This is a genomic window from Sphingobium sp. ZW T5_29, from assembly GCF_044987515.1.
Taxonomy (GTDB): domain Bacteria; phylum Pseudomonadota; class Alphaproteobacteria; order Sphingomonadales; family Sphingomonadaceae; genus Sphingobium.
Genome location: NZ_JBJDRM010000001.1, coordinates 239,131 through 260,461, shown reverse-complemented (window position 1 = coordinate 260,461; position 21,331 = coordinate 239,131). Strand labels below are relative to the sequence as shown.

The window sequence follows — 21,331 nt, the reverse complement described above, 5'->3', positions numbered from 1 at the left end:
TTTGGGGTGCTTTATCGTGGCTTGCGGAATTTCAGCGTCATGCGATCGCTTTCGCCGATGGCCTGATATTTCGCCTTGTCCATGTCGCCATGGCTGAGTGTGGGTGGGAGGGTCCATACGCCCTTGGGCCAGTCCGCGCTGTCCTTTGCATTGGCGTTGATCTCCGACGATCCGACATATTCGAAACCTGCGGCTTCGGCGATCCGGCGGACGGTGGAGGTTTTGAGATAGCCGCTGCTTTTTTCCAGGGCTCCGTCGCTAGCTTCCGGCAGGCGGTGGTCGACAATGCCCAATATGCCGCCAGGTTTCAGGACATTGTAAAAGGTCTTGAAGGTCGATGCCTCAGTCCCGGACATCACCATATTGTGGGTGTTGCGGAACGTCAGCACGGTATCGACGCTGCCAGCCGCTATCGTCGCGGCATCGTCGGGAAAGGCGACGAGCTTTACCTTGGCATAGGCGGCGGGGCTGGCCGCGAGGAAGCCTTTATATCGGTCGAGATAACGTCCGCTGGGCTGGAGCGCGATCAGCTTGCCCTTGTCCTGTAGCAGTGGCGCCAGGATTTCGGTGTACCAGCCGCCGCTGGGGGCATATTCCACCACCGTCTGCTGCGACGTCACGCCAAAGAAGCGCAGCGTTTCGACCGGATGGCGGTAGGTATCGCGGCTCACATTGGCGGGCGTGCGGGTGGGGGAGGCCACCGCGGCGGCGATGGGATCGGCCGCGATATGGGCAGCATGATCGGCATGGCCTTCATGCTGGGCGGTCGCCGGGGCGAGGGGCAGGGCGAGGCCTGCGGACAATATGCTGATGCGGACGAGGCGGTTCATCGGACTCTCCATGGCGGGGGGCGTCCGATGTGCCGTTCATAGCGTTTGCGCGCAACCCTCTTAGGGTGTCGCCCTGCCTGTCCTAGAGGCAGGCTTCCAGGAAAGGCTGGTCGAAGCCGAACTGCCGCGCCTTGTCCAGTGTGTAGGGACGCAGGCCCATGGAACGATATTCGCCCACGATCCGGCCATTTTCATCTTCGTCATGATATTCGAACTTGAACAGTTCCTGGGTGACGATGACGTCGCCTTCCATGCCGATGACTTCGGTCAGGTTCGTGACGCGGCGCGAACCGTCGCGCAGGCGCTTTACCTGCACGATCAGGTCGACCGAGTCGGCGATCTGTTTGGAAATCGCTTCCTTCGGGATCTTGATGTCGCCCATCAGGATCATGTTTTCCATACGGCCCAGGCATTCGCGTGGGCTGTTGCTGTGAAGCGTACACATGGAGCCGTCATGGCCGGTGTTCATCGCGGCGAGCAGGTCGAAACATTCCGCGCCACGAATTTCGCCTAGGATGATGCGGTCAGGACGCATACGCAGGGCGTTCTTGACCAGGTCGCCGATGCTGATCGCGCCCTGGCCTTCCAGGTTTGCCGGACGGGTTTCCAAGGGCAGCCAGTGCGGCTGTTGCAGGCGAAGTTCAGCCGCATCCTCGATGGTCAGGACGCGTTCGCCCGGATCGATCATCTTTGACAGGGCGTTGAGCATGGTGGTCTTGCCCGAACCGGTGCCGCCCGAAATGACGATGTTGAAACGGCACGCGCCCGCGATCTTGAGCGCGGTTGCCATCTTCTGGCTCATCGCGCCCCACTGGGCGAGCATGTCGATGGTGATTGGCTTGGCCGAGAATTTACGAATCGAGATGGCGGTGCCGCGCAGGCTGAGTGGCGGCACGATCACGTTGACGCGAGAGCCGTCGGGCAGGCGGGCGTCGGCCAGCGGCGTGGTCTGATCGACGCGGCGGCCGACCTTGTTCACGATGCGCTGGGCGATCTGGAACAGATGCTCTTCATCGCGGAACTGGATCGGCGCGATCTGGAGCTTGCCCTTTTTTTCGATGTAGGTCTGTTCCGGGCCGTTGACCATGATGTCGGTGACGTCCGGGTCGGCCAGCAGTTCTTCGAGCGGGCCGAGGCCGAGAAGCTCGTCGACCAGCACCTTTTCCAGCGCGAACTGTTCGCGGCGGTTGAGCGTCAGCTTCAGTTCGGCGAGGACTTCCATGATGATCGGGCGGAATTCCTCCGCCAGTTCATCCTTGCTGAGCGTCGCGGCGGCTTCCGGGTCGACGCGTTCGAGCAGGCGGGGAAGCACCTGTTCCTTGATCTTGTGGACCGACGCTTCGAAACCCTGCGGGCCTGCATCGGCGATATGTTCGGCATTGGCGCGGTCCGACAGGCGCTGCATGGCGTCGGCGTTGCGCAGGACTTGGCCGGTCGGTTCGGAAAGCGGATCGAGGGGCGATTCAGCGGGCAGAGGGGCCATGTCGAGCGGTGGGAACTGATCGCCGCCGCGCACCTCTTCACGTGGGGCGCCGCCGCCGCCGTGCATCGGGCGGGCTACGCCAAATCCCGGCTTGATACCGGCGGGTCCATTTTTCCGTCCAAACGCGCTCATAATTCTCCGCCGACATATTCCGATCAGCCCAGCCGTGCAGAAACAGGCTGATCCCATTTGGCTGCAATGGTGAATAGGGCGGAAACTTTGACAAATGGCTAATGGCGTTGGGAGGAGGATGCGTCGTCGGGCGAGCGGCGCCGGGCGGTGGTTGGCAGGAGTTCGAGGGGGGAAGCGTAAGGAAAAAGGCCGCCTTCCCATCGGAAAGCGGCCTTTTCATCTCACCAAGGGGCGAGAATAGTCAGATGAGGGGGCGTTAGCCGACATGTTCCGCAAGGACGGTCAGGCCCTTTTCATTCACTTCCGCAAAGCCGCCCTGAACCGGGATGATTTCGGGCGTGGAACCTGCGGCGGCGAAAATCTGGATCGTGCCGTCACGGACTGTCGACATGAACGGCGCGTGGCCTTCCAGCACGCCGAAGTCGCCATCGGTGCCGGGAACGACGACCTGATAGACTTCTTCCGAGCGGACGAGCTTTTCCGGGGTCACGAGTTCGAAATGCAGTGCCATCTGTAACTCTCCCCCCTCCCTTTCAAGGGAGGGGCAGGGGGTGGGTGCGATTGCGCAAGCATCGCCTGCAACTTATCGGGATAGGTAGCCGGTTCGCTTTGCTCGCTGCCCACCCCTAACCCCTCCCGCTTGCGGGAGGGGGACTTGGTATAGCTTACGCTGCTTCCGCAGCCAGCTTCTTGGCCTTTTCCACGGCTTCGTCGATACCGCCGACCATGTAGAAGGCGTTTTCGGGCAGATGGTCATATTCACCATCGACCACGGCCTTGAACGACTTCACCGTGTCTTCGATCTGGACGAACTTGCCCGAGATGCCGGTGAAGACTTCGGCGACGTGGAAGGGCTGCGACAGGAACTTCTGGATCTTGCGGGCGCGCATGACGGTCAGCTTGTCCTCTTCCGACAGCTCGTCCATGCCCAGGATCGCGATGATGTCCTGCAGCGACTTGTACTTCTGAAGGATCGACTGAACCGCGCGGGCGGTTTCATAATGTTCCTGACCCACGACGCGGGGTTCCAGAACGCGGCTGGTCGAGTCCAGCGGATCGACCGCCGGATAGATGCCCAGTTCCGAAATGGCGCGGTTGAGAACGGTGGTGGCGTCCAAGTGAGCGAACGAAGTCGCAGGCGCCGGATCGGTCAAATCGTCCGCGGGGACGTACACGGCCTGCACCGAGGTGATCGAACCCTTGTTGGTCGAGGTGATGCGTTCCTGCAGCGCGCCCATGTCGGTCGCCAGCGTCGGCTGATAGCCCACGGCCGAAGGAATACGGCCCAGCAGTGCCGACACTTCCGCGCCCGCCTGGGTGAAGCGGAAGATGTTGTCGACGAAGAACAGCACGTCCTGGCCTTCCTGGTCGCGGAAATATTCCGCGATGGTCAGGCCCGACAGGGCGACGCGTGCGCGGGCACCCGGGGGCTCGTTCATCTGGCCGTAAACCAGCGCAACCTTGGAACCTTCGCTGATCGCGTTGCCGTCGGCGTCCTTGGCGATAACGCCGGCGTCGAGGAATTCGTGATAGAGATCGTTGCCTTCACGGGTGCGTTCACCGACGCCCGCGAAGACCGAGGTGCCGCCATGGCCCTTTGCGATGTTGTTGATCAGTTCCTGAATGAGAACCGTCTTACCAACGCCCGCGCCGCCGAACAGGCCGATCTTGCCGCCCTTTGCGTAAGGGGCGAGAAGGTCGATGACCTTGATGCCGGTGACCAGGATGGAGCTTTCGGTCGACTGGTCGACGAACTCAGGTGCCTTGGCATGGATGGGGGCGGAGAGGGTGGTTTCCACCGGACCGCGTTCATCGATCGGCTCACCGATGACGTTCAGGATGCGGCCAAGCGTGGCCGGACCGACAGGAACGCGGATCTGCGCGCCGGTGTCGGTGACTTCCTGGCCACGGGTCAGACCGTCGGTCGAGTCCATCGCGATAGTGCGAACGGTGTTTTCACCCAGATGCTGGGCGACTTCCAGCACCAGGCGCTGGCCGTTGTTGCTGGTTTCCAGCGCCGAGAGAATTGCGGGGAGCGCATCGGGGAAGGTCACGTCGACGACAGCGCCGATGACCTGCGAGATGCGGCCTACATTGTTGGTGGTTGCCATGACTGCTTCCTTGCGTGCGTGATCTTAGAGGGCTTCGGCGCCCGAGATGATTTCGACGAGTTCGGTGGTGATCGCGGCCTGGCGGCTGCGGTTATACTGGATCGTCAGCTTGTTGATGAGGTCGCCGGCATTGCGGGTCGCATTGTCCATGGCGGTCATCGATGCGCCCTGTTCGGACGCGTTGTTTTCCAGCAGCGCCTTGAAGATCTGCACCGTCACGTTGCGCGGCAGCAGGTCGTCGAGGATCGCTTCCTCGCTCGGTTCATATTCGACCGTCGCGGCGATGGCGTTGCGGTCGGCGTCTTCGGGGATCTTGACCGGGATGATCTGCTGTTCGGTCGGGATCTGTGCGAGGGCCGATTTGAAGCGCGAGAAGAAGAGATGCGCGACATCGAACTTGCCGTTCAGATACATGTCGGTCAGTTCATGCGCGATCGCTTCGGCCTGCGAATAACCCGGTTCCTTAAGGCCCGTGGTGTCGTACTGCGCCACGATCATGCCGGGGAAGGTGCGGTTGATCACCGGGCGACCCTTGCGACCGATCAGGTAGAAGCGGACAGTCTTGCCCGCGTCGATCAGTTCCTGCGCCTTGGCGCGCGCGGCCTTGACGATGTTGGCGTTGAACGCGCCAGCAAGACCACGGTCGGAGTTGGCCACGACCAGCAGATGCACTTCATCCTTGCCGGTGCCCGCGAGCAGCGGGGAAGCGCCTTCACCCGAACCGCCCGCGATTTTGGACGCGAGGCTGGCGACGACTGCTTCCAGGCGGCTGGAATAGGGGCGCGCCGCTTCGGCCGCGGCCTGCGCCTTGCGCAGCTTCGCGGCGGCGACCATCTGCTTCGCCTTGGTGATCTTCTGGGTCGATTTGACCGACCCAATGCGGATCTTCAGTTCCTTGAGGCTTGCCATGACGAACCTTCTGTTCGTCATCCTGACGAAGGTCGGGATCTCTTGCCGCCAGGTTGAACCTTGGGGCCTGAGATCCCAGCCTTCGCTGGGATGACGGATTAGTTATTACGCAAACGTCTTGCCAAAGCTGTCCAGCGCCGCCTTCAGCTTGGCCTTGGGTTCATCACCCAGATCCTTGCTGTCGCGGATCGCGGCCAGCACGTCGGCATGGTCGTGGCGCAGATGGGCGAGCATCAGTTCTTCGTAACGGGTCACGTCCTTGACGGGCACGTTGTCGAGATAACCGTTGGTGCCAGCGAAGATCGACGCGGTCTGTTCTTCGAATGGCAGCGGCGAGAACTGGGCTTGCTTGAGCAGTTCGGTCAGGCGCGCACCACGGTTCAGAAGCTTTTGCGTCGAAGCGTCGAGGTCCGAACCGAACTGGGCGAAGGCCGCCATTTCGCGATACTGGGCCAGCTCCAGCTTGATCGAGCCGGAAACCTTCTTCATCGCCTTTGTCTGCGCGGCGGAACCGACGCGCGACACCGACAGGCCAACGTTAATGGCCGGACGGATGCCCTGGTAGAAGAGGTTGGTTTCAAGGAAGATCTGGCCGTCGGTGATCGAGATCACGTTGGTCGGAATATAGGCCGACACGTCGCCTGCCTGGGTTTCGATGATCGGCAGCGCGGTCAGCGAGCCGTTGCCATTGGCGTCGTTCATCTTCGCAGCGCGTTCCAGCAGGCGGCTGTGGAGATAGAAGACGTCGCCGGGATAGGCTTCGCGGCCCGGAGGACGACGCAGCAGCAGCGACATCTGGCGATAGGCGACGGCCTGCTTCGACAGATCGTCATAGACGATGACGGCGTGCATGCCGTTGTCGCGGAAATATTCGCCCATGGTGACGCCGGCATAGGGCGCCAGATACTGGAGCGGAGCGGGTTCCGAAGCGGTCGCGGCGACGACGATGGAATATTCCATCGCACCATTTTCTTCGAGCTGCTTCACGATCTGCGCGACGGTCGAACGCTTCTGGCCGACGGCGACGTAGATGCAGTAGAGCTTCTTGCTCTCATCATCGCCCGCGTTGGCGCCCTTCTGGTTGATGAAGGTGTCGATCGCGACGGCGGTCTTGCCGGTCTGACGGTCACCGATGATCAGTTCGCGCTGGCCACGGCCGACGGGGACGAGGGCGTCGATCGCCTTGAGGCCGGTCTGCACGGGTTCGTGCACCGACTTGCGGGGGATGATGCCCGGCGCCTTGACTTCGACGCGCTTGCGTTCGGTGTACTGGATCGGGCCCTTGCCATCGATGGGGTTGCCCAAGCCGTCAACGACGCGACCCAGCAGGCCCTTGCCGACGGGAACGTCGACGATGGTGCCGGTGCGCTTGACGACGTCGCCTTCCTTGATTTCGGCATCGGAGCCGAAGATCACGATGCCCACATTGTCGGCTTCGAGGTTGAGCGCCATGCCCTGAACGCCATTGGCGAATTCGACCATTTCGCCCGCCTGGACGTTGTCGAGGCCATGGACGCGGGCGATGCCGTCACCCACGGTCAGCACGGAACCGACTTCGCTCACCTGCGCTTCGGTGCCGAAATTGGCGATCTGGTCCTTGATGACCTTCGAAATTTCTGCGGCGTTGATATCCATGTTCAGCCTTTCATCGCCTGGGCGAGACTATTCAAACGGGTGCGGATGGAGGAATCGATCATCTGGCTGCCGATCTTTACGACCAGCCCGCCCAGGATCGCGGGATCGACCTTTGCATCGAGCGCGACATCGCGACCGACGCGCGCCCGCAGATTTTTCTGCAGGGCGGCGGTCTGATCCGAATCGAGCGGATGCGCGCTGGTCACTTCGGCGCGAACTTCGCCCTTGTGATTCGACAGCAGCGTTTCATAGGCGCGAATGACGGCAGGCAGCTGCGACAGGCGACGATTGTCGGCGAGGACGCCGAGGAACTTCGTCGTCAGCACGTCGATCCCCATCGAGGATGCGACAGCTGCGATCGTCTTGCCCGCCGCGTCGCGGCTGAGCACGGGATTGTTGATGAGGCTTTTGAAATCTGCCGATTCGGCTATCGCCGCCTTGATCGCGCCGAGGCTGTTCGCCACGGTGTCGAGGGCGTTGCCGTCACGGGCCAGATCGAACAGCGCAACCGCGTAGCGTCCGCTGAGGCTAGCCTGAATGCCGCCGGTAGTCTCCACGCGCTTACCGTCCTCCGTTGGGTTCACTGGCACTTGATCTGCCGGTCATGCAAAAAGAGGGGAGCAGTGACTGCCCGTTCCCCTGTTGCCGGGCCGGTTAGCAGCGGGATTATGACTATGCAAGCCATGGAACGCGATTCCATCAGATCAGGAAAATTGATCGGCTTCGAATGCGCTTTTCAGCGAACGGAAATCGGTCAGTTCGCCGGTTCGGACGGCGCCAGCCGCCCCTTGCGGCAATGGTAGACCAGCCGTTCATTGGGCTGGGCGGGCAGCAGCGCCGAAAGGTCGGACCGCAGGCCTGCGATCCTGGCGAGAAGGGCGGGGTCAGCGCCGCAGCCCTTAACCGGGCCATCCTTTGACAAGGCCCGCGCCTTTTCCATCGTTTCGCTGTCGGGCAGCCAGCGTTGGATGCGCAAGGTGCCGGTAGCGGGTTCGAAGCGGCTGAGGGTGACGAAATTGCCAGCCTCCGGCACGGTCGCGCGTTCCCAGTCATTTCCCGAACTGACATATTGCGTGCCGCCATCGGCGCAGCCATTGCCCGTCCAGTTGAACGGGATGTCGTTCGCAGCCGACACGGTGACGCGGCTGCGCCTGAGGTCGATCTGGCAGATATTTTCACCTTCCCAGGCATAGGCGCCATTCCCGGTCACCTGGTTGTCGTCGGGCAGCTTTACCCGGTCGTCGATGCTCGAAAAGCTGGGCTTCAAGAAGAACAGGGCGATCGCCCCCAGCAGCAGAACCCCGCCGCCCGCCAGCGACCATGTCGCGTGCCGTTCGCGGCGCTGGCTGTAGAACAGGCCGCCCGCGCCAAAGCCAAGCACCGCGAGCGCGAGCAGGACGGCTGCGCCAGCCATCGCATTTTCGCGGGCCGAGATGACGTCCTGCTCCGCCGTTTCGCGCGCCTTGTCGAGCGCGGCTTCGCGCGCGTCCGTCTTTCTGCGTTCGGATTGTTCGCTCTGTTGCGCCTCCCGCTGGGTAAGCGCCGCGTCGGCCGCGTCCGCTTCCGCCATTGAGCGGCAGGGCACGACCGTGTGCAGCGACGATACGCCAGCCTGCCGCAGGAAGGACGCGATTTCCCGCCAGGAAACGGCGAATCCGAATTCCGCGTCATTGCCGTCGGAGATCGATCCGAAGCTGTTGACCCCCAATATTCGCCCGCAATCGTCGACCAGTGGGCCGCCGCTGTTACCCGCCGCCAGCGGAGCGGTGTGCAGGATGGTGTCGAAACTGTGGCTGGACCGGCCCGATGAAACATTGCCGCTGGTCTTCACCGTGCCCAGCGGTTCGATCATGTCCTTGAGGCTTAGGCCCTGCGCCCGGTCTACCGTTCCGGGGTAACCGATGGCGGTGACATGCTGCCCATCGTCAACCGCCCCGGCGTAAAAGGTGCTGACGGGGAGGCGGCCTTCCTCCAGCTGGATCAGCGCCAGGTCGTTGCCGGGAGAGTAAGCGATGACGCGGCCCCCATAGCTTTTGCGGCCTTCCGACGGGATGACGCCGATGACGAGATTCTTTTCCTCGCGGGTCAGTTCGACGACATGGGCGTTGGTCAGCACCTTGTCCGGCGCGATGGCGAAACCGCTGCCATGCCCGACGAAATAGGCTTCGCTGCCGTCGGTCGCGACGATGGCGACGCGGACAACCCCGCGCGCGGCGGCGGCGATGTCCTGCTGTTCGGCGGATGCCATTGCGGGCAATGCGAAGGCCAGCAGGGTGCAGAGGGGGCGGAGGATGGCGATCATGATCGGGCGCATTCATATGCGAACCCCCTGCGGAGGCAATGGGGAAATGCTTTGAAAGCAAGCGACGGGAAGGCTGGTCGCGCGCGCTCTGCTATTCCATATATATGAACCAGATGACCGACATTCCCGTCCCGACCCATACGCCGCTGGATGACGAATCCTGCTGGGAAGCCGTTTTGCGGCGCGACCGGACGGCGGATGGACGCTTTGTGGGGGCGGTGCTGACAACGGGCATCTATTGCAAGCCAAGTTGCGCGGCGCGCCATCCATTGCGGGAGAATATGATCTTCCTGCCCGATCCGGCGGCGGCGAGAGAGGCGGGATTTCGCGCATGTCTGCGATGTCGGCCTGATGAGGTCGGGCGGGACCGGTTGGCGGTGGAGGCGGCGCAGGCCTTCATCGCGGCAGCCCAGACGCCGCCGTCGCTGGACGAAGTCGCGGCGCATGCCGGCTATGCGCCGCATCATTTCCACAGGCTGTTCAAACGGGAGACCGGCCTGACCCCGGCGGCCTTCGCGCGGTCGTTGCGGGCGGAACGGCTGAAGGCGGCGCTGGAGGAAGAAGGCGGCAGCGTGACCAGTGCTATTTATGAAGCGGGCTATAATGCGCCCAGCCGGGCCTATGCCGATGCGCAGCGACATTTGGGCATGACTCCCAGCGCGTGGAAGGATGGAGGGAGCGGCGTGACCATTTCCTACATGGTGCGTGAAACGAGCCTGGGGCCGGTGCTGGTCGCGGCCACGGCGAAAGGGCTGTGCCGGATCAGCTTTGACGAGGACGAAGAAGCGTTGCGGCGGCGCTTCCCCAATGCGCAGATCGTGCCCGGCGATGCGGCCTTTTCGACTCTGGCGGCGCAGGTCGTGAAGTTGATCGAAGACCCGACGCAGCCGGTGGACGTGCCGATCGACATGTGCGGAACCGTGTTCCAGCAGGCCGTCTGGGCGGCGCTGCGGGCGATACCGCCGGGCGAGACGCGCAGCTATCGCGAGATCGCAGCCGCGATTGGCAGGCCCGGCGCGGTGCGCGCGGCGGGCACGGCTTGCGGCGATAATGTGCTGGCGGTGGTGATACCCTGCCACAGGGTGCTGCGGAGCGATGGGACGCTGGGCGGCTATGCCTATGGGCTGGAGCGCAAGCAGGCGCTGTTGGAGCGGGAGGCCCGGATCAGCGAGTCTTCAGCCGGTCCGTGATGGCGCGGCGTTCCGCCTTGCTCATGCCGCGCCAGCGGGCGATTTCCTCGACCGTGCGACCGCAGCCGGTGCAGATGCGGCCTGCCCTGTCCAGCTTGCAGATGTTGACGCAGGGGCTTTCCACAGGCGTTCAGGCCATCACATGAAGCTGTAGGGATCGACATCCACCGCCACGCGGGTGCCTGATTTCCAGGTCAGGTTGCCCAGCCATTCGCGGATGGCGGCCTGAACGTCGATCTGGCGCGTGGCGTGGATCAGCAGGCGGTGGCGGTGACGACCGCGCAGGACGGACAGCGGCGCGGGGGCGGGGCCATAGACGCGCATGCCGTCGATCATGGGCGCGGACTTGCCGATGAGGCGGGCGACTTGCGCGGCTTCGTCGGCATCCTCGCTGGACACGATGATCGCGGCGAAGCGACCGAAGGGCGGTGCATTGGCGCGGCGGCGATTTTCCGTTTCCACTTCGTAGAAGCGTTCCGGGTCGGCGGCGATCAGCGCCTTGATGACTTCCGCTTCGGGCATGCGGGTCTGGATGAAGACGCGGCCCGGCTTCTGTCCGCGTCCGGCCCGGCCCGCGACCTGCACGATTTGCTGGAAGGTGCGTTCCGATGCGCGCAGGTCGCCGCCCTCAAGGCCCAGGTCAGCATCGATCACACCGACCAGGGTTAGGTTGGGAAAGTGATATCCTTTGGTGACGAGCTGGGTGCCGACGATGATGTCCACGTCGCCCGCTTCCACCGACTTTACGAATTCCGCCGCCTTGGCGGGCGACCAGAGCGTGTCGGACGTGACGATGGCGATGCGCGCCTGCGGCCAGAGGGCCTTTACCTCGTCCGCGATGCGTTCGACGCCGGGGCCGCAGGCGACCAGCGAATCCTCTTCCTTGCATTCCGGGCAAAATCGGGGGGAGGGGACGACATGGCCGCAATGATGGCAAGCGAGGCGCTTTGTCAGGCGATGTTCGACCATCCATGCGGTGCAGTTGGGGCATTGAAAGCGATAGCCGCAGCTTCGGCACAGGGTGAGCGGCGCATAGCCGCGCCGGTTGAGGAACAGCAGCGCCTGTTCGCCCTTTTCCAGCGTGCCATCGATTGCCTGGACGAGCGGGGGCGCGATCCAGCGGCCCCGTTCGGGCGGGTCGGTGAGCAGGTTGATGCCTTCGATCGCGGGCATTTCCGCGCCGCCGAAGCGGGACGGCAGCTTGATTTCGCGATAACGGCCCAGTTCCACCTGATGCCGAGTTTCGATGGCGGGCGTGGCGGACGCGAGGATGACCGGGAATTTTTCCATCAGGCCGCGCATCACCGCCACGTCGCGGGCGTGATAATGAACGCCATCTTCCTGCTTGAAGCTGGCCTCATGCGCTTCATCGACGACGATGAGGCCAAGATTGGGATAGGGCAGGAACAGGGCGGATCGCGCGCCGACGACGACGGCTGCTTCGCCCGATGCGATGGCGCGCCAGGCCCTGCGCCGCTCGCTTTGGCGCAGGCCGCTGTGCCAGCTGATGGGGACGGTGCCGAACCGTTTTTCGAACCGTTCCAGAAATGGTTCGGTCAGAGCGATTTCGGGGAGCAGGACCAGAACCTGGCGGCCTTCGCGGATGGCGGCGGCGATCGCTTCGAAATAGACTTCGGTCTTGCCTGATCCGGTGACGCCGTCGAGCAGGAAGGGAGCGAAATCCCGCTGGTTCACGGCCTGCGTGAACTGGCTGGCCGCGGTGGCCTGGCCGTCCGATAGCTGCGGGGGCGCATGGTCCGGGTCGGGCCGGGGAAAGGGCGTGTCGATGCTGACTTCCACCGGTTCGAACGCGCCGATTTTAACAAGGCCGCGAATCACGGCGTCGCTGACCCCGCCGATCATGGCGAGTTCGCGGATCAGGCCCTGCCGCTCGCCGATGCGCTCCATTGCCTGTGTGCGCTGTTCGGTCATGCGGTCGGGCAGATCGCCGGTGGCGCGATATTCGATGACGGTGCGCGCGCCTTCCAGCGCCGACATCGACGCCAGCGTCATGCGCAGGACCGATGCGATGGGCGCGAGATAATAGTCCGCCGTCCATTCGATCAGGCGGCGCAGCGTTTCGGGGATGGGTGGCGCATCTACCGGAGAAACGATGTTCCGCAGGCGATTGTCGCCGACGCTTTCGACATCGGGGAAGGCGTCTTCTTCCCACACGACGCCGATGATCTGGCGCGGGCCAAGAGGGGCGACAACGATGCTGCCGGGCTTGACGGTCATGCCGTGCGGCACGCGATAGTCCAGCGGGCCAAGGGCGGCGTTGAGGAGAATGACGCGGGCGCGGGAGCTCATCTGCCCCTCCCTATCGCCTGGGGGGCGGGAGGCAAGGCGCGAAGTACGCTTTTGGCTGAAGGCTCATGTCGGGGCATCGGAGCGTTGCGTGCTCCTGCGGCTGGACTGGGTTCCTGCCTGCGCAGGAACAAGGAAGACTTCCGCCTGTCAGATCTTCCAGTTGAGCGTCAGCCAGGGGACGTGGACCACCGCGTCGGGGCGGTCGTCGCGGAAACCTTGCTGACGCATGTAGAGAAGCTGCACGTCCAATGCCTTGCTGAGCGCGTGGCGCAGGCCCGCCTGCTGGCGCATGACGGCCAGGCCGGTCTTGTCGCTGGGCCTGGCGCGATTGAGGTGGAAGAATAGCTCGGTCGCGGCGACCAGGGTCCAGCGTTTGGCTGGGTCGAGCGGGATCGACGCCTGGAAGCGCTGGCGCAGCCGCCAGCTTGCCTCGTCCGCCGTGTCGAAGAAGCGCTGCTCCATCCGGGTGCGGCTTTGAAAGATGCCGTGGGTGGCGGTCAGTTGCTGAAACAGGCGCAATTCCTGTTCCGGTTCGGAATGGAAAAAGGCGATGCCGCCGCCGACATGAATATTTTTTGCCACGGCATGGTCCAGCGCGATGCGGGCCAATTGCTGTTCGCCGCCTGACTCGTCCCGGCGAAAGCGGTGGCCGACGTCCATCACGACCAGATCGGCCGGGCTGGCCTTCATCGTCGCGGACGCGCCAAGCCATAGCTGCGTTTCATCCTCAGCGGCGTAGGCGGTAGGGGCGGTGGCCAGGGAGAGGAAGGCAAGAAGGGCAAGGGCGCGGCAGGCAACGGAAAGCGCGGGCATATAGGGGTCCTCAGGAAAGCTGCGCCGTCATAATGTTGCGGCGTTGTTTCCGAAAGGCCTGTCGCCGGCAATAATGGCTAAACCGGGGATCAGCCGCTAAAGGGGTGGCGATTCGTATATCCCGCCCGGAGCAGACCCATGAAGTTCTTCGTCGATACCGCCGATACCAATGAAATCCGTGAGCTGGCCGCGACCGGCCTGCTGGACGGCGTCACCACCAACCCGTCGCTGATCCACAAGTCGGGCCGCAAGTTCGTCGAAGTCGTCGAGGAAATCTGCGGCATCGTCGATGGCCCGGTGTCGGCGGAAGTCGTCGCTCTGGACCATGAAACCATGATGAAGGAAGCCGCCGTCCTGCGGAAGATTGCGGATAATGTCTGCATCAAGGTGCCGTTGACCATCGATGGCCTCAAGACCTGCAAGGCGCTGACCAGCGAAGGCGTGATGGTCAATGTCACGCTGTGCTTTTCCGCCAATCAGGCATTGCTGGCGGCGAAGGCGGGCGCGAGCTTCATTTCGCCCTTCGTCGGGCGGCATGACGATAATGGCTTTGACGGTATGAAGCTGATCGACGACATCCGCCTGATCTATGACAATTATTCGTTCGACACGGAAATCCTGGTGGCGAGCGTGCGGCACCCGATCCACGTTCTGGAAAGCGCCAAGATCGGCGCGGACGTGATGACCGCGCCGCCTTCGGTCATCAAGTCGCTGTTCAACCATGTGCTGACGGACAAGGGCATCGCCGGGTTCCTGGCGGACTGGGAAAAGACCGGGCAGTCGGTTCTTTAACGCGGAGTGATGTGTTCCTGCGAAGGCAGGAACCCAGTCCTGACGCCTGAGTTGGGCTCCTGCCTGCGCAGGAGCACGGCAGTTTTGAATCGCAACCTCTGGCCGCTCGCATCATTGTCTCTTCCATAAAGGAGAGGTGAGATGTTCGTCGCGGTCTATTGGTGGCGGGTGCATCCGGGTAAGGAAGATCAGTTCCGCGCTGCCTGGCGGCGTGGGACAGACCTGATCCGCGAAAGATATGGCAGCTTTGGGTCGCGATTGCACCGTGACGCGGACGGACGCTTCGTGGGCTATGCCGAATGGCCCGATGAGGAGACCTGGCGCGCGGCTTTCGACCAGAAAATGGTCTATGACGACCCGGAAACGCGGTCGGCTTTTGTCGATGCAATCGCTGAAGTGCCTGCTGATGCCGATCCGATCTTTACCATGACCGTGACCGACGACTTGCTGTTGCGGGCACGACCGGATGACAGTCCGCTTGATGGCGAATAAAGATGGGCCTGATTGGGGCTGGGGCTTTCTGGCCGCCGCGATCCTGATCGCCGGGGTGCTGATGCTGCTTTTCGGCTGGCGATTGTAGATGGCGACCCCGGCAGGATTCGAACCTGCGACCATTCGCTTAGAAGGCGAATGCTCTATCCAGCTGAGCTACGGGGCCGTGCGGGGATGCGATAGCGGCGCTTGGCGCGCGGCGCAATCATGCGTGCCATTGCATTTGCGCGGCGCGGGGATATGCAGAGGGGCATGACCGATTTGGGGGTTCGGAAAATCGATGCGCATGCGCTCGCTGAGCGGCCGATGCGCTATTTCGATTTTTTCATCGCAGCATTTGTTGCCATCCTGTTGCTGTCCAACCTGATCGGCGCGGCGAAGCTGTCGACATTGTACGGCTTTACATTTGGCGCTGGCATATTGTTCTTTCCGCTTGGCTATGTGCTGGGGGACGTGCTGACCGAAGTCTATGGCTATGCGCGCGCGCGACGCTGCGTCTGGGCCGGGTTCGGCGCGATGCTGTTCATGGCGCTGATGAGTTGGGTCGTGGTGAAGCTACCCCCGGCGGAAGGCTGGCCGGACCAGAAGGCTTATGAAGCGGTGTTCGGCAATACGTGGCGCATCGTCTTTGCTTCGCTCATCGCATTTTGGGCGGGCGAGTTTGCCAATAGTTTCGTGCTGGCGAAGATGAAGCTGCTGACGCAGGGCAGGCACCTGTGGATGCGGACCATCGGATCGACCATCGTGGGACAGGGCGTCGATAGCCTGATCTTTTACCCGCTCGCCTTTTACGGCCAGTGGAGCAGCGCGCAGGTGCTGACCGTCATGGTCACAAACTGGTTGCTGAAGGTGAGTTGGGAAGCCGTGCTGACGCCGGTGACCTATCTGGCGGTGAACAGGTTGAAGCGGGCCGAGGGGCTGGACGTGTATGACGAAGGGACGGATTTTACGCCGTTTCGGACAAGGCTTTAGGTCATGGGCTGGGCTCCTGCCTTCGCAGGAGCGCGGCATCTGGTTGGGCTAGGCGGGGTAATTCGCCCTAACGAAATATAGCCCGTCCGGCGGCGCGTTGAGGCCTAGCGCGGCGCGGTCTTTTGCATCGCGGGCGGTTTTCATGTCGGCGATCGACCAGCGGCCCATGCCGACCAGAGCAAGGCAGCCCACCATCGACCGGACCTGATGATGCAGGAAGGATCGCGCCTCTGCATGGATCGCGATGCGGTCGTCCTGCCGTTCGACATCCAGCCGGTCGAGCGACTTTAACGGGCTTTCCGCCTGGCAATGGGCGGAGCGGAAGGTGGTGAAGTCATGGCGTCCGACCAGCAGCTGCGCCGCCTGCTGCATCGCGTCGCTGTCGAGCGGCTGGATGACCCGCCATACAAGGCCGCGTTCGAAAGTCAGCGGCGCGCGGCGGTTGGCGATGCGATAGACATAGGATCGGCCCGTGCAGGAAAAGCGCGCATGCCAGTCGTCAGGCACCGGTTCGCAGTCAATGACGGCGACAGGATGCGGGCGCAGGCGGGCGTTTATGGCCTCCATCAGGCGGAAGGGGGCGATTTCCTTGTCGATGTCGGCATGTGCGCGCATGGCGAGGCCGTGGACGCCCGCGTCCGTGCGGCCTGCGGCATGGATGACGGCGCGTTCACCAGTGACGGCGTGGATCGCGTCTTCCAGCGCTTGCTGCACGCTGGGGCCGTGTGATTGCCGCTGCCAGCCCATGAAGGGGCGGCCGTCAAACTCCACGGTGAAGGCGAAGCGGGTCATTGGGTTTGCCCGGAGTGGAGGGGCGCAAAAGGCGAGGCTCCGGCTCGCTGCGCTCGCACCCACCCCAACCCCTCCCTCCGAAGGGAGGGGCTTTTCAGGAAGCTAGCCATCGACGCGCGATCCTGCGGGCATGTCGTAGCCGCGCAGCAGCTCGCCCGGCGACATCGCGCCCTTGCCCGCGCGCTGGATCAGCGTCGGGCGGATGGCGCCATGGCCGCAGCCGATGAGCAGGCTGTTGTCGAGCAATTCGCCTGCGGGACCTTCATGTTCCTCCACATGGGCGGCGAGGATGCGGAAGCGTTCGCCGCGATATTCCAGGAATGCGCCGGGAAAGGGATTGAAGGCGCGTATCTGCCGTTCGACCTGATGCGCGTCGCGGGTGAAGTCGATGCGGGCCTCGCTCTTGTCGACCTTTGATGCGTAGGTGACGCCGTCCTGGGGTTGAGGCACCGGCGGGTGAGCGGGGAGGTCGTCCAGCACCTCGACCATCAATTCAGCGCCCGCCTTGGCGAGTTCGTCGGTTAGTGCGCCTGCGGTCTTGTCCTCAATTGGGGTGACATGCTTGGCGCGCATCGGGCCGGTGTCGAGGCCCGCCTCCATATTCATGATCGTGACGCCGGTTACATTGTCGCCCGACAGGATGGCGCGCTGGATCGGCGCCGCGCCACGCCAGCGGGGGAGGAGCGACGCGTGGATGTTGAGGCAGCCTTGGCCCGGCGCTTCCAGAATGGCGCGGGGCAGGATCAGGCCATAGGCAGCGACGACCGCCACATCGGCGTTCAGCGCGGCAAAGGCGGCCTGGACGTCGGCACCCTTCAGCGAAACCGGGGTGCGCACTTCGATGCCCATTTGCTCCGCCTGCGCGTGGACGGGGGAGAAACGCAGAGCCTTGCCGCGACCGGCGGGGCGGGGTGGCTGGCTGTACACCGCCGCTATTTCATGTCCCGCCGCGGCCAGCGCTATGAGCGCGGGGACGGCGAAATCGGGGGTTCCCATATAGATGATGCGCATGGCGGCCTCTCAACTCTTTTGACCCCGGACTTGCAAGCCCCTATCTCGGTTCCATGGCTTCTCCCGAGATCGATGCGCTGACCCAGGCGCTGTCCCGTCTGCCCGGTCTTGGCCCGCGTTCCGCGCGGCGCGCGGTGCTGCACCTGCTAAAGAAACGGGAAAGCGCGCTGGAACCTCTGCTGCGCGCGCTCGATGCGGTGAACGATCGGCTCGTGACCTGTCATATATGCGGAAATGTCGACACGGTCGACCCTTGCGGCATCTGCGTCGATGCCCGGCGGGACGCGCGCGCGCTTTGCGTGGTCGAAGATGTGGCGGACCTGTGGGCGCTGGACAAGTCGCGGCTGTTCCCCGGACGATTTCATGTGCTGGGTGGGCGTCTGTCCGCCCTGGAAGGCGTGCGGCCAGAGGATCTTTCCATCGACGCGTTGGTCAGGCGGGTGGAAACGGGCGGGATCGATGAGGTCGTACTGGCGATGAACGCCACGCTGGAAGGTCAGACGACTGCCCATTATCTGGCCGAGCGGCTGGAACGCTTCCCGGTGCGGCTGACCCAGCTGGCCCATGGCGTGCCCGTGGGGGGCGAGCTGGATTATCTGGACGAAGGCACATTGGCGCAGGCGCTGCGCGCGCGCCGTCCGATCGCTTGAAAATCCCGGCCAGAGCGGCTATTTCTCTGTCATGGCCATTCTTCCGATCCTTGAGGCGCCTGATCCGCGCCTGCGTACCATATCGTCTCCGGTGGAGACGATCGATGACGATCTGCAACGCCTGATCGACGACATGTTCGAAACGATGTACGATGCGCCGGGCATTGGCCTGGCGGCCATTCAGGTGGGCGTGCCAAAGCGGGTTCTGGTGATGGACCTGCAGGAACCCGAATCGGATGAAGAGGATGCGCCTGCGGTCAAAAAACCGATGGTGTTCATCAATCCCGAAATTCTTGAAGGGTCCGACGACCTGTCGGTCTATAATGAAGGCTGCCTGTCGGTGCCCGACCAGTTCGCCGAGGTGGAGCGCCCCGCGACGATCCGCGCAAGCTGGATGGACCGGGATGGGCGGATCCATGAGGAGCAGCTGGAGGGCCTGTTGGCGACCTGCCTGCAGCATGAGATCGACCATCTGCAAGGCGTGCTGTTCATCGATCATCTGTCGCGCCTGAAGCGCGATATGCTGATGAAAAAGCTGGTGAAGGCGCGCAAGGCGGCTTGAGGCTTTGGGCGAGGTTTGAAAAGTGTAGGTTGGGGCTTATGCGAACCGGGTGGTGTTCATTTCGGTAAGACTGCTACTTTATCCCCGGGCATGCGCGAATAGGCCCCGCCGTCGCCATCTGCAGTAAAGTTGACCAGAACTTCTACCGTTTGACTGCATGTTTCAATCGGCCATATTTCGCTCCAGCTTCCAATGTAGCGGATACCGAACAAATCACTGCCAAGGTCCTGGCTTTCGGACGCAATTCGGGTCACCCCAAGTTTGAATTTGGAGCCCTCGTTACAATCAATGCCCTTCCGTTTGAGCGCTACGTTAGCTGCTAGCCGTACGAGGGGGAGCGTATCGCCAATAAGAGAGTCCCAAGCATAGGATACGCCCCGGTTAACGCGTATGGTCCTTATGCTTCCGTCCATATTCTGCATTAACATGTAGCGCGCGGGCATATTGTCGCACTTGGGTAAGCGGGCGTTTATCGTCCATGCGTTGCGCATTCTCTGGCTCAAGACCGCGGAAAAAACGAAACGGTCTCCCGTCGCCGGATGAATCCGGTCAATTATAACTTCGGAATTCGAGCAGGTGCCATTCGAGTCTTGGATGCTAATGGCTGTGCTCAGAACTTCTTTCTTGAGCAAATCGATGCCGGGCGCAGGGGCCGCTTCATTACGTTCATTAAGCTTTTGCAGGACTAGGGGGTGTTGCGCATGAGCCAAGTTGAGTGGGCAGAACAATGCAAGAATAAGCAGCAGACATTTTCTCAACTTCTCAGCCCCCCTTTTGGCAATTCAGTCGCCAAATCCTCTAATGGGAACAGCTTGATCGGTCGATACATTTTGTCAGCATCCGGATGGGGCACCGTTTCTCAGCCCACCCCGTCCGTATCCAGCGCATAGCCAGCTGAACGGACGGTGCGGATGATGTCGTGATATTTGCCGTCGGCGTTGATCGCCTTGCGCAGGCGGCGGATGTGGACATCGACGGTGCGTAGTTCGATGTCGCTGTCCTGGCCCCAGACGCTGTCGAGCAGCCGTTCGCGGGAGAAAACCCAGCCGGGATGTTCCAGGAAATGTTTGAGCAGGCGGAACTCGGTGGGGCCGAGCGGAACGACTTGTCCGCCGCGCCGGACCTTGTGGCCGACCGTATCCATCTCAACATCCGCAAAGGTCAGCGTTTCGCCAGCAAGTGCCGGGCGGACGCGGCGGAGGACCGCGCCGACGCGGGCGACCAGTTCGCGGGGAGAGAAGGGTTTGGTCACATAATCGTCCGCGCCGGTTTCAAGGCCGCGAACGCGATCTTCTTCCTCGCCACGCGCGGTCAGCATGATGATCGGCACATTGGCCGTGCCGTTCATACGGCGCAGGCGGCGGCAGACTTCGATGCCGGACAGGCTTTCCACCATCCAGTCGAGCAGGACGATGTCGGGGACATTTTCCTGCGCCAGAAGCAGCGCTTCTTCGCCATCGACGGTGTGGGCGACGTCGAAATCCTCGCGCTTGAAATGCCAGATAAGAAGTTCTGCGAGCGCCGCGTCATCTTCAACCAGAAGCATCTTGGCTCTCGCCATATTCAGTCCTCCAGGGGCTGGTTGCCGCCGCGCTCGCGCTCCGGCAGGGTCTGGCCGGTCGCGGCGTAATAGACCATCTCAGCGACGTTGGTCGCGTGGTCGCCGATCCGTTCGATATTCTTGGCAACGAACAGCAGATGGGCGCATTCGCTGATCGTCTTGGGATTTTCGACCATGAAAGTGACGAGCGCGCGGAAGACGCTGTTGTAGAAATCATCGACCACCGTGTCGCGCTCAACCACCGCAAGCGCCAGGTCCGCGTCGCGCGCGGCGAAGGCGTTGAGCACGTCATGCACCATTTCCGACGCGACCTGCCCCATGGAGGGGAGCAGGGAAACGGGTTCGAGCATATGCTGGTTGGCCGCGACCATCGGCACCCGCTTGGCGATATTCTTGGCATAGTCGCCGATCCGTTCGACCACACCAACGATCTTCAGCGCGGCGATGACGTCGCGCAGGTCGTTCGCCATCGGCGCGCGCAGGGCGATGACTTCAATCGCCAGCTTTTCGACTTCCGCTTCGATGGCGTCGATGCGCTTGTCATCGGCGACCACCTGGGCCGCCAGGTCCTTGTCGTTGCGCTGCAGGGCCAGCATGGCCTTTTCAATCGCCGATTCCGCGCGACCGCCCATTTCGGCGATCAGGCCGCGCAGCTTGTCCATTTCCTCGTCGAACGCCTTGATCGTATGTTCAGCCATATCTTTCTCTCCGCTGGTATCGATCCTTTGCGGATTGATACCGGATTTCCTCTGCCGTGATTTCCAAGCCGCCAGATGAGATCATC

22 protein-coding genes and 1 tRNA gene are annotated in these 21,331 nt (G+C 62.7%); 6 read left to right on the top strand and 17 right to left on the bottom strand.

All coding sequences use genetic code 11. The features are described 5' to 3' along the window. Nucleotides 1–11: 11 nt before the first annotated feature. From ACI3KQ_RS01275 to ACI3KQ_RS01240, 8 genes are all read right to left on the bottom strand, one after another. Entirely contained in the window at nucleotides 12–830 is an 819-nt protein-coding gene (locus tag ACI3KQ_RS01275) for a class I SAM-dependent methyltransferase (RefSeq protein ID WP_404953988.1), read from the bottom strand. A gap of 82 nt (nucleotides 831–912) precedes the next feature. After that, complete coding sequence (locus ACI3KQ_RS01270; RefSeq protein ID WP_404953986.1) at nucleotides 913–2,445, bottom strand: CpaF family protein; 1,533 nt, start codon at nucleotides 2,443–2,445, stop codon at nucleotides 913–915. Between the two features lie 256 nt (nucleotides 2,446–2,701). Continuing rightward, complete coding sequence (locus ACI3KQ_RS01265) at nucleotides 2,702–2,956, bottom strand: ATP synthase F1 subunit epsilon (RefSeq protein WP_404953984.1); 255 nt, start codon at nucleotides 2,954–2,956, stop codon at nucleotides 2,702–2,704. 154 nt (nucleotides 2,957–3,110) lie between these two features. Continuing rightward, nucleotides 3,111–4,556: a F0F1 ATP synthase subunit beta gene (gene atpD, locus ACI3KQ_RS01260; RefSeq protein WP_167301813.1), complete on the bottom strand. Its 1,446-nt coding sequence runs from the start codon at nucleotides 4,554–4,556 to the stop codon at nucleotides 3,111–3,113. A gap of 24 nt (nucleotides 4,557–4,580) precedes the next feature. Beyond that, a complete protein-coding gene (locus ACI3KQ_RS01255; protein ID WP_404953981.1) occupies nucleotides 4,581–5,465 on the bottom strand; it encodes a F0F1 ATP synthase subunit gamma in 885 nt (294 codons plus the stop codon). Nucleotides 5,466–5,570: 105 nt separating this feature from the next. Beyond that, nucleotides 5,571–7,100, bottom strand: coding sequence for a F0F1 ATP synthase subunit alpha (gene atpA, locus ACI3KQ_RS01250; RefSeq protein ID WP_404953979.1), 1,530 nt, complete (start codon nucleotides 7,098–7,100; stop codon nucleotides 5,571–5,573). A gap of 2 nt (nucleotides 7,101–7,102) precedes the next feature. Further along, nucleotides 7,103–7,657, bottom strand: a complete 555-nt coding sequence (locus ACI3KQ_RS01245; RefSeq protein WP_404953978.1) for a F0F1 ATP synthase subunit delta — start codon at nucleotides 7,655–7,657, stop codon at nucleotides 7,103–7,105. A 197-nt stretch (nucleotides 7,658–7,854) separates the two neighbouring features. Then, on the bottom strand, nucleotides 7,855–9,402 hold the full coding sequence (locus ACI3KQ_RS01240; protein WP_404953976.1) for a S1C family serine protease: 1,548 nt from the start codon (nucleotides 9,400–9,402) through the stop codon (nucleotides 7,855–7,857). Nucleotides 9,403–9,506: 104 nt separating this feature from the next. Between ACI3KQ_RS01240 and ada the strand changes: the two genes are divergently transcribed. Next, a complete protein-coding gene (ada, locus tag ACI3KQ_RS01235) occupies nucleotides 9,507–10,592 on the top strand; it encodes a bifunctional DNA-binding transcriptional regulator/O6-methylguanine-DNA methyltransferase Ada (RefSeq protein WP_404954076.1) in 1,086 nt (361 codons plus the stop codon). On the opposite strand, the gene ACI3KQ_RS01230 is transcribed toward ada, so the two are convergent. From ACI3KQ_RS01230 to ACI3KQ_RS01220, 3 genes are all read right to left on the bottom strand, one after another. Further along, complete coding sequence (locus ACI3KQ_RS01230; protein WP_404953974.1) at nucleotides 10,567–10,716, bottom strand: DUF1289 domain-containing protein; 150 nt, start codon at nucleotides 10,714–10,716, stop codon at nucleotides 10,567–10,569. The two genes, ada and ACI3KQ_RS01230, sit on opposite strands and share 26 nt — an antisense overlap. A 14-nt stretch (nucleotides 10,717–10,730) precedes the next feature. After that, on the bottom strand, nucleotides 10,731–12,902 hold the full coding sequence (locus ACI3KQ_RS01225) for a primosomal protein N' (protein ID WP_404953972.1): 2,172 nt from the start codon (nucleotides 12,900–12,902) through the stop codon (nucleotides 10,731–10,733). A 147-nt stretch (nucleotides 12,903–13,049) separates the two neighbouring features. Then, nucleotides 13,050–13,715 (bottom strand): DUF2490 domain-containing protein, encoded by a 666-nt coding sequence (locus tag ACI3KQ_RS01220; protein WP_404953970.1) that lies wholly within the window; start codon nucleotides 13,713–13,715, stop codon nucleotides 13,050–13,052. Between the two features lie 138 nt (nucleotides 13,716–13,853). On the opposite strand from ACI3KQ_RS01220, the gene fsa reads away from it, so the two are divergent. Together fsa and ACI3KQ_RS01210 are read left to right on the top strand one after the other, a co-directional pair. Further along, entirely contained in the window at nucleotides 13,854–14,507 is a 654-nt protein-coding gene (fsa, locus tag ACI3KQ_RS01215) for a fructose-6-phosphate aldolase (RefSeq protein ID WP_404953968.1), read from the top strand. 141 nt (nucleotides 14,508–14,648) lie between these two features. Then, complete coding sequence (locus ACI3KQ_RS01210) at nucleotides 14,649–14,999, top strand: antibiotic biosynthesis monooxygenase family protein (protein ID WP_404953966.1); 351 nt, start codon at nucleotides 14,649–14,651, stop codon at nucleotides 14,997–14,999. An 89-nt stretch (nucleotides 15,000–15,088) separates the two neighbouring features. Here the strand turns inward: ACI3KQ_RS01210 and ACI3KQ_RS01205 are convergent. Beyond that, nucleotides 15,089–15,165: transfer RNA gene (locus ACI3KQ_RS01205), tRNA-Arg, on the bottom strand. A gap of 86 nt (nucleotides 15,166–15,251) precedes the next feature. On the opposite strand from ACI3KQ_RS01205, the gene ACI3KQ_RS01200 reads away from it, so the two are divergent. Next, complete coding sequence (locus tag ACI3KQ_RS01200; RefSeq protein ID WP_404953964.1) at nucleotides 15,252–15,971, top strand: queuosine precursor transporter; 720 nt, start codon at nucleotides 15,252–15,254, stop codon at nucleotides 15,969–15,971. A gap of 48 nt (nucleotides 15,972–16,019) precedes the next feature. Here the strand turns inward: ACI3KQ_RS01200 and truA are convergent, their stop codons facing one another. Together truA and fmt are read right to left on the bottom strand one after the other, a co-directional pair. Next, a complete protein-coding gene (gene truA, locus ACI3KQ_RS01195; protein ID WP_404953962.1) occupies nucleotides 16,020–16,763 on the bottom strand; it encodes a tRNA pseudouridine(38-40) synthase TruA in 744 nt (247 codons plus the stop codon). Between the two features lie 102 nt (nucleotides 16,764–16,865). Further along, nucleotides 16,866–17,774 carry a methionyl-tRNA formyltransferase gene (gene fmt, locus ACI3KQ_RS01190; protein WP_404953960.1) on the bottom strand — a complete coding sequence of 303 codons (909 nt, stop codon included), beginning with the start codon at nucleotides 17,772–17,774 and terminating at the stop codon, nucleotides 16,866–16,868. Between the two features lie 53 nt (nucleotides 17,775–17,827). Here fmt and recR point away from each other — a divergent pair, with 53 nt between their 5' ends. Both recR and def read left to right on the top strand, forming a co-directional pair. Continuing rightward, nucleotides 17,828–18,424, top strand: coding sequence for a recombination mediator RecR (recR, locus tag ACI3KQ_RS01185; protein WP_404953958.1), 597 nt, complete (start codon nucleotides 17,828–17,830; stop codon nucleotides 18,422–18,424). Nucleotides 18,425–18,455: 31 nt separating this feature from the next. Next, nucleotides 18,456–18,986 (top strand): peptide deformylase, encoded by a 531-nt coding sequence (def, locus tag ACI3KQ_RS01180; protein WP_404953956.1) that lies wholly within the window; start codon nucleotides 18,456–18,458, stop codon nucleotides 18,984–18,986. Between the two features lie 56 nt (nucleotides 18,987–19,042). Here the strand turns inward: def and ACI3KQ_RS01175 are convergent, their stop codons facing one another. The 3 genes from ACI3KQ_RS01175 to phoU all read right to left on the bottom strand — a co-directional run bounded on the left by ACI3KQ_RS01175 (nucleotide 19,043) and on the right by phoU (nucleotide 21,245). After that, nucleotides 19,043–19,744: a hypothetical protein gene (locus ACI3KQ_RS01175; protein ID WP_404953954.1), complete on the bottom strand. Its 702-nt coding sequence runs from the start codon at nucleotides 19,742–19,744 to the stop codon at nucleotides 19,043–19,045. A gap of 101 nt (nucleotides 19,745–19,845) precedes the next feature. After that, nucleotides 19,846–20,547 (bottom strand): phosphate regulon transcriptional regulator PhoB, encoded by a 702-nt coding sequence (gene phoB, locus ACI3KQ_RS01170; RefSeq protein WP_404953952.1) that lies wholly within the window; start codon nucleotides 20,545–20,547, stop codon nucleotides 19,846–19,848. Between the two features lie 2 nt (nucleotides 20,548–20,549). Beyond that, nucleotides 20,550–21,245 carry a phosphate signaling complex protein PhoU gene (gene phoU, locus ACI3KQ_RS01165; protein ID WP_404953950.1) on the bottom strand — a complete coding sequence of 232 codons (696 nt, stop codon included), beginning with the start codon at nucleotides 21,243–21,245 and terminating at the stop codon, nucleotides 20,550–20,552. Nucleotides 21,246–21,331: the final 86 nt, after the last annotated feature.

What these genes read in the sequence shown, in the direction of transcription:
- ACI3KQ_RS01275 (WP_404953988.1), bottom strand. Translation starts at nt 830, where the DNA reads ATGAACCGCCTCGTCCGCATCAGCATATTGTCCGCAGGCCTCGCCCTG.
- ACI3KQ_RS01270 (WP_404953986.1), bottom strand. Translation starts at nt 2,445, where the DNA reads ATGAGCGCGTTTGGACGGAAAAATGGACCCGCCGGTATCAAGCCGGGA.
- ACI3KQ_RS01265 (WP_404953984.1), bottom strand. Translation starts at nt 2,956, where the DNA reads ATGGCACTGCATTTCGAACTCGTGACCCCGGAAAAGCTCGTCCGCTCG.
- atpD (WP_167301813.1), bottom strand. Translation starts at nt 4,556, where the DNA reads ATGGCAACCACCAACAATGTAGGCCGCATCTCGCAGGTCATCGGCGCT.
- ACI3KQ_RS01255 (WP_404953981.1), bottom strand. Translation starts at nt 5,465, where the DNA reads ATGGCAAGCCTCAAGGAACTGAAGATCCGCATTGGGTCGGTCAAATCG.
- atpA (WP_404953979.1), bottom strand. Translation starts at nt 7,100, where the DNA reads ATGGATATCAACGCCGCAGAAATTTCGAAGGTCATCAAGGACCAGATC.
- ACI3KQ_RS01240 (WP_404953976.1), bottom strand. Translation starts at nt 9,402, where the DNA reads ATGATCGCCATCCTCCGCCCCCTCTGCACCCTGCTGGCCTTCGCATTG.
- ada (WP_404954076.1), top strand. Translation starts at nt 9,507, where the DNA reads ATGAACCAGATGACCGACATTCCCGTCCCGACCCATACGCCGCTGGAT.
- ACI3KQ_RS01225 (WP_404953972.1), bottom strand. Translation starts at nt 12,902, where the DNA reads ATGAGCTCCCGCGCCCGCGTCATTCTCCTCAACGCCGCCCTTGGCCCG.
- ACI3KQ_RS01220 (WP_404953970.1), bottom strand. Translation starts at nt 13,715, where the DNA reads ATGCCCGCGCTTTCCGTTGCCTGCCGCGCCCTTGCCCTTCTTGCCTTC.
- fsa (WP_404953968.1), top strand. Translation starts at nt 13,854, where the DNA reads ATGAAGTTCTTCGTCGATACCGCCGATACCAATGAAATCCGTGAGCTG.
- ACI3KQ_RS01210 (WP_404953966.1), top strand. Translation starts at nt 14,649, where the DNA reads ATGTTCGTCGCGGTCTATTGGTGGCGGGTGCATCCGGGTAAGGAAGAT.
- ACI3KQ_RS01200 (WP_404953964.1), top strand. Translation starts at nt 15,252, where the DNA reads ATGACCGATTTGGGGGTTCGGAAAATCGATGCGCATGCGCTCGCTGAG.
- truA (WP_404953962.1), bottom strand. Translation starts at nt 16,763, where the DNA reads ATGACCCGCTTCGCCTTCACCGTGGAGTTTGACGGCCGCCCCTTCATG.
- fmt (WP_404953960.1), bottom strand. Translation starts at nt 17,774, where the DNA reads ATGCGCATCATCTATATGGGAACCCCCGATTTCGCCGTCCCCGCGCTC.
- recR (WP_404953958.1), top strand. Translation starts at nt 17,828, where the DNA reads ATGGCTTCTCCCGAGATCGATGCGCTGACCCAGGCGCTGTCCCGTCTG.
- def (WP_404953956.1), top strand. Translation starts at nt 18,456, where the DNA reads ATGGCCATTCTTCCGATCCTTGAGGCGCCTGATCCGCGCCTGCGTACC.
- phoB (WP_404953952.1), bottom strand. Translation starts at nt 20,547, where the DNA reads ATGGCGAGAGCCAAGATGCTTCTGGTTGAAGATGACGCGGCGCTCGCA.
- phoU (WP_404953950.1), bottom strand. Translation starts at nt 21,245, where the DNA reads ATGGCTGAACATACGATCAAGGCGTTCGACGAGGAAATGGACAAGCTG.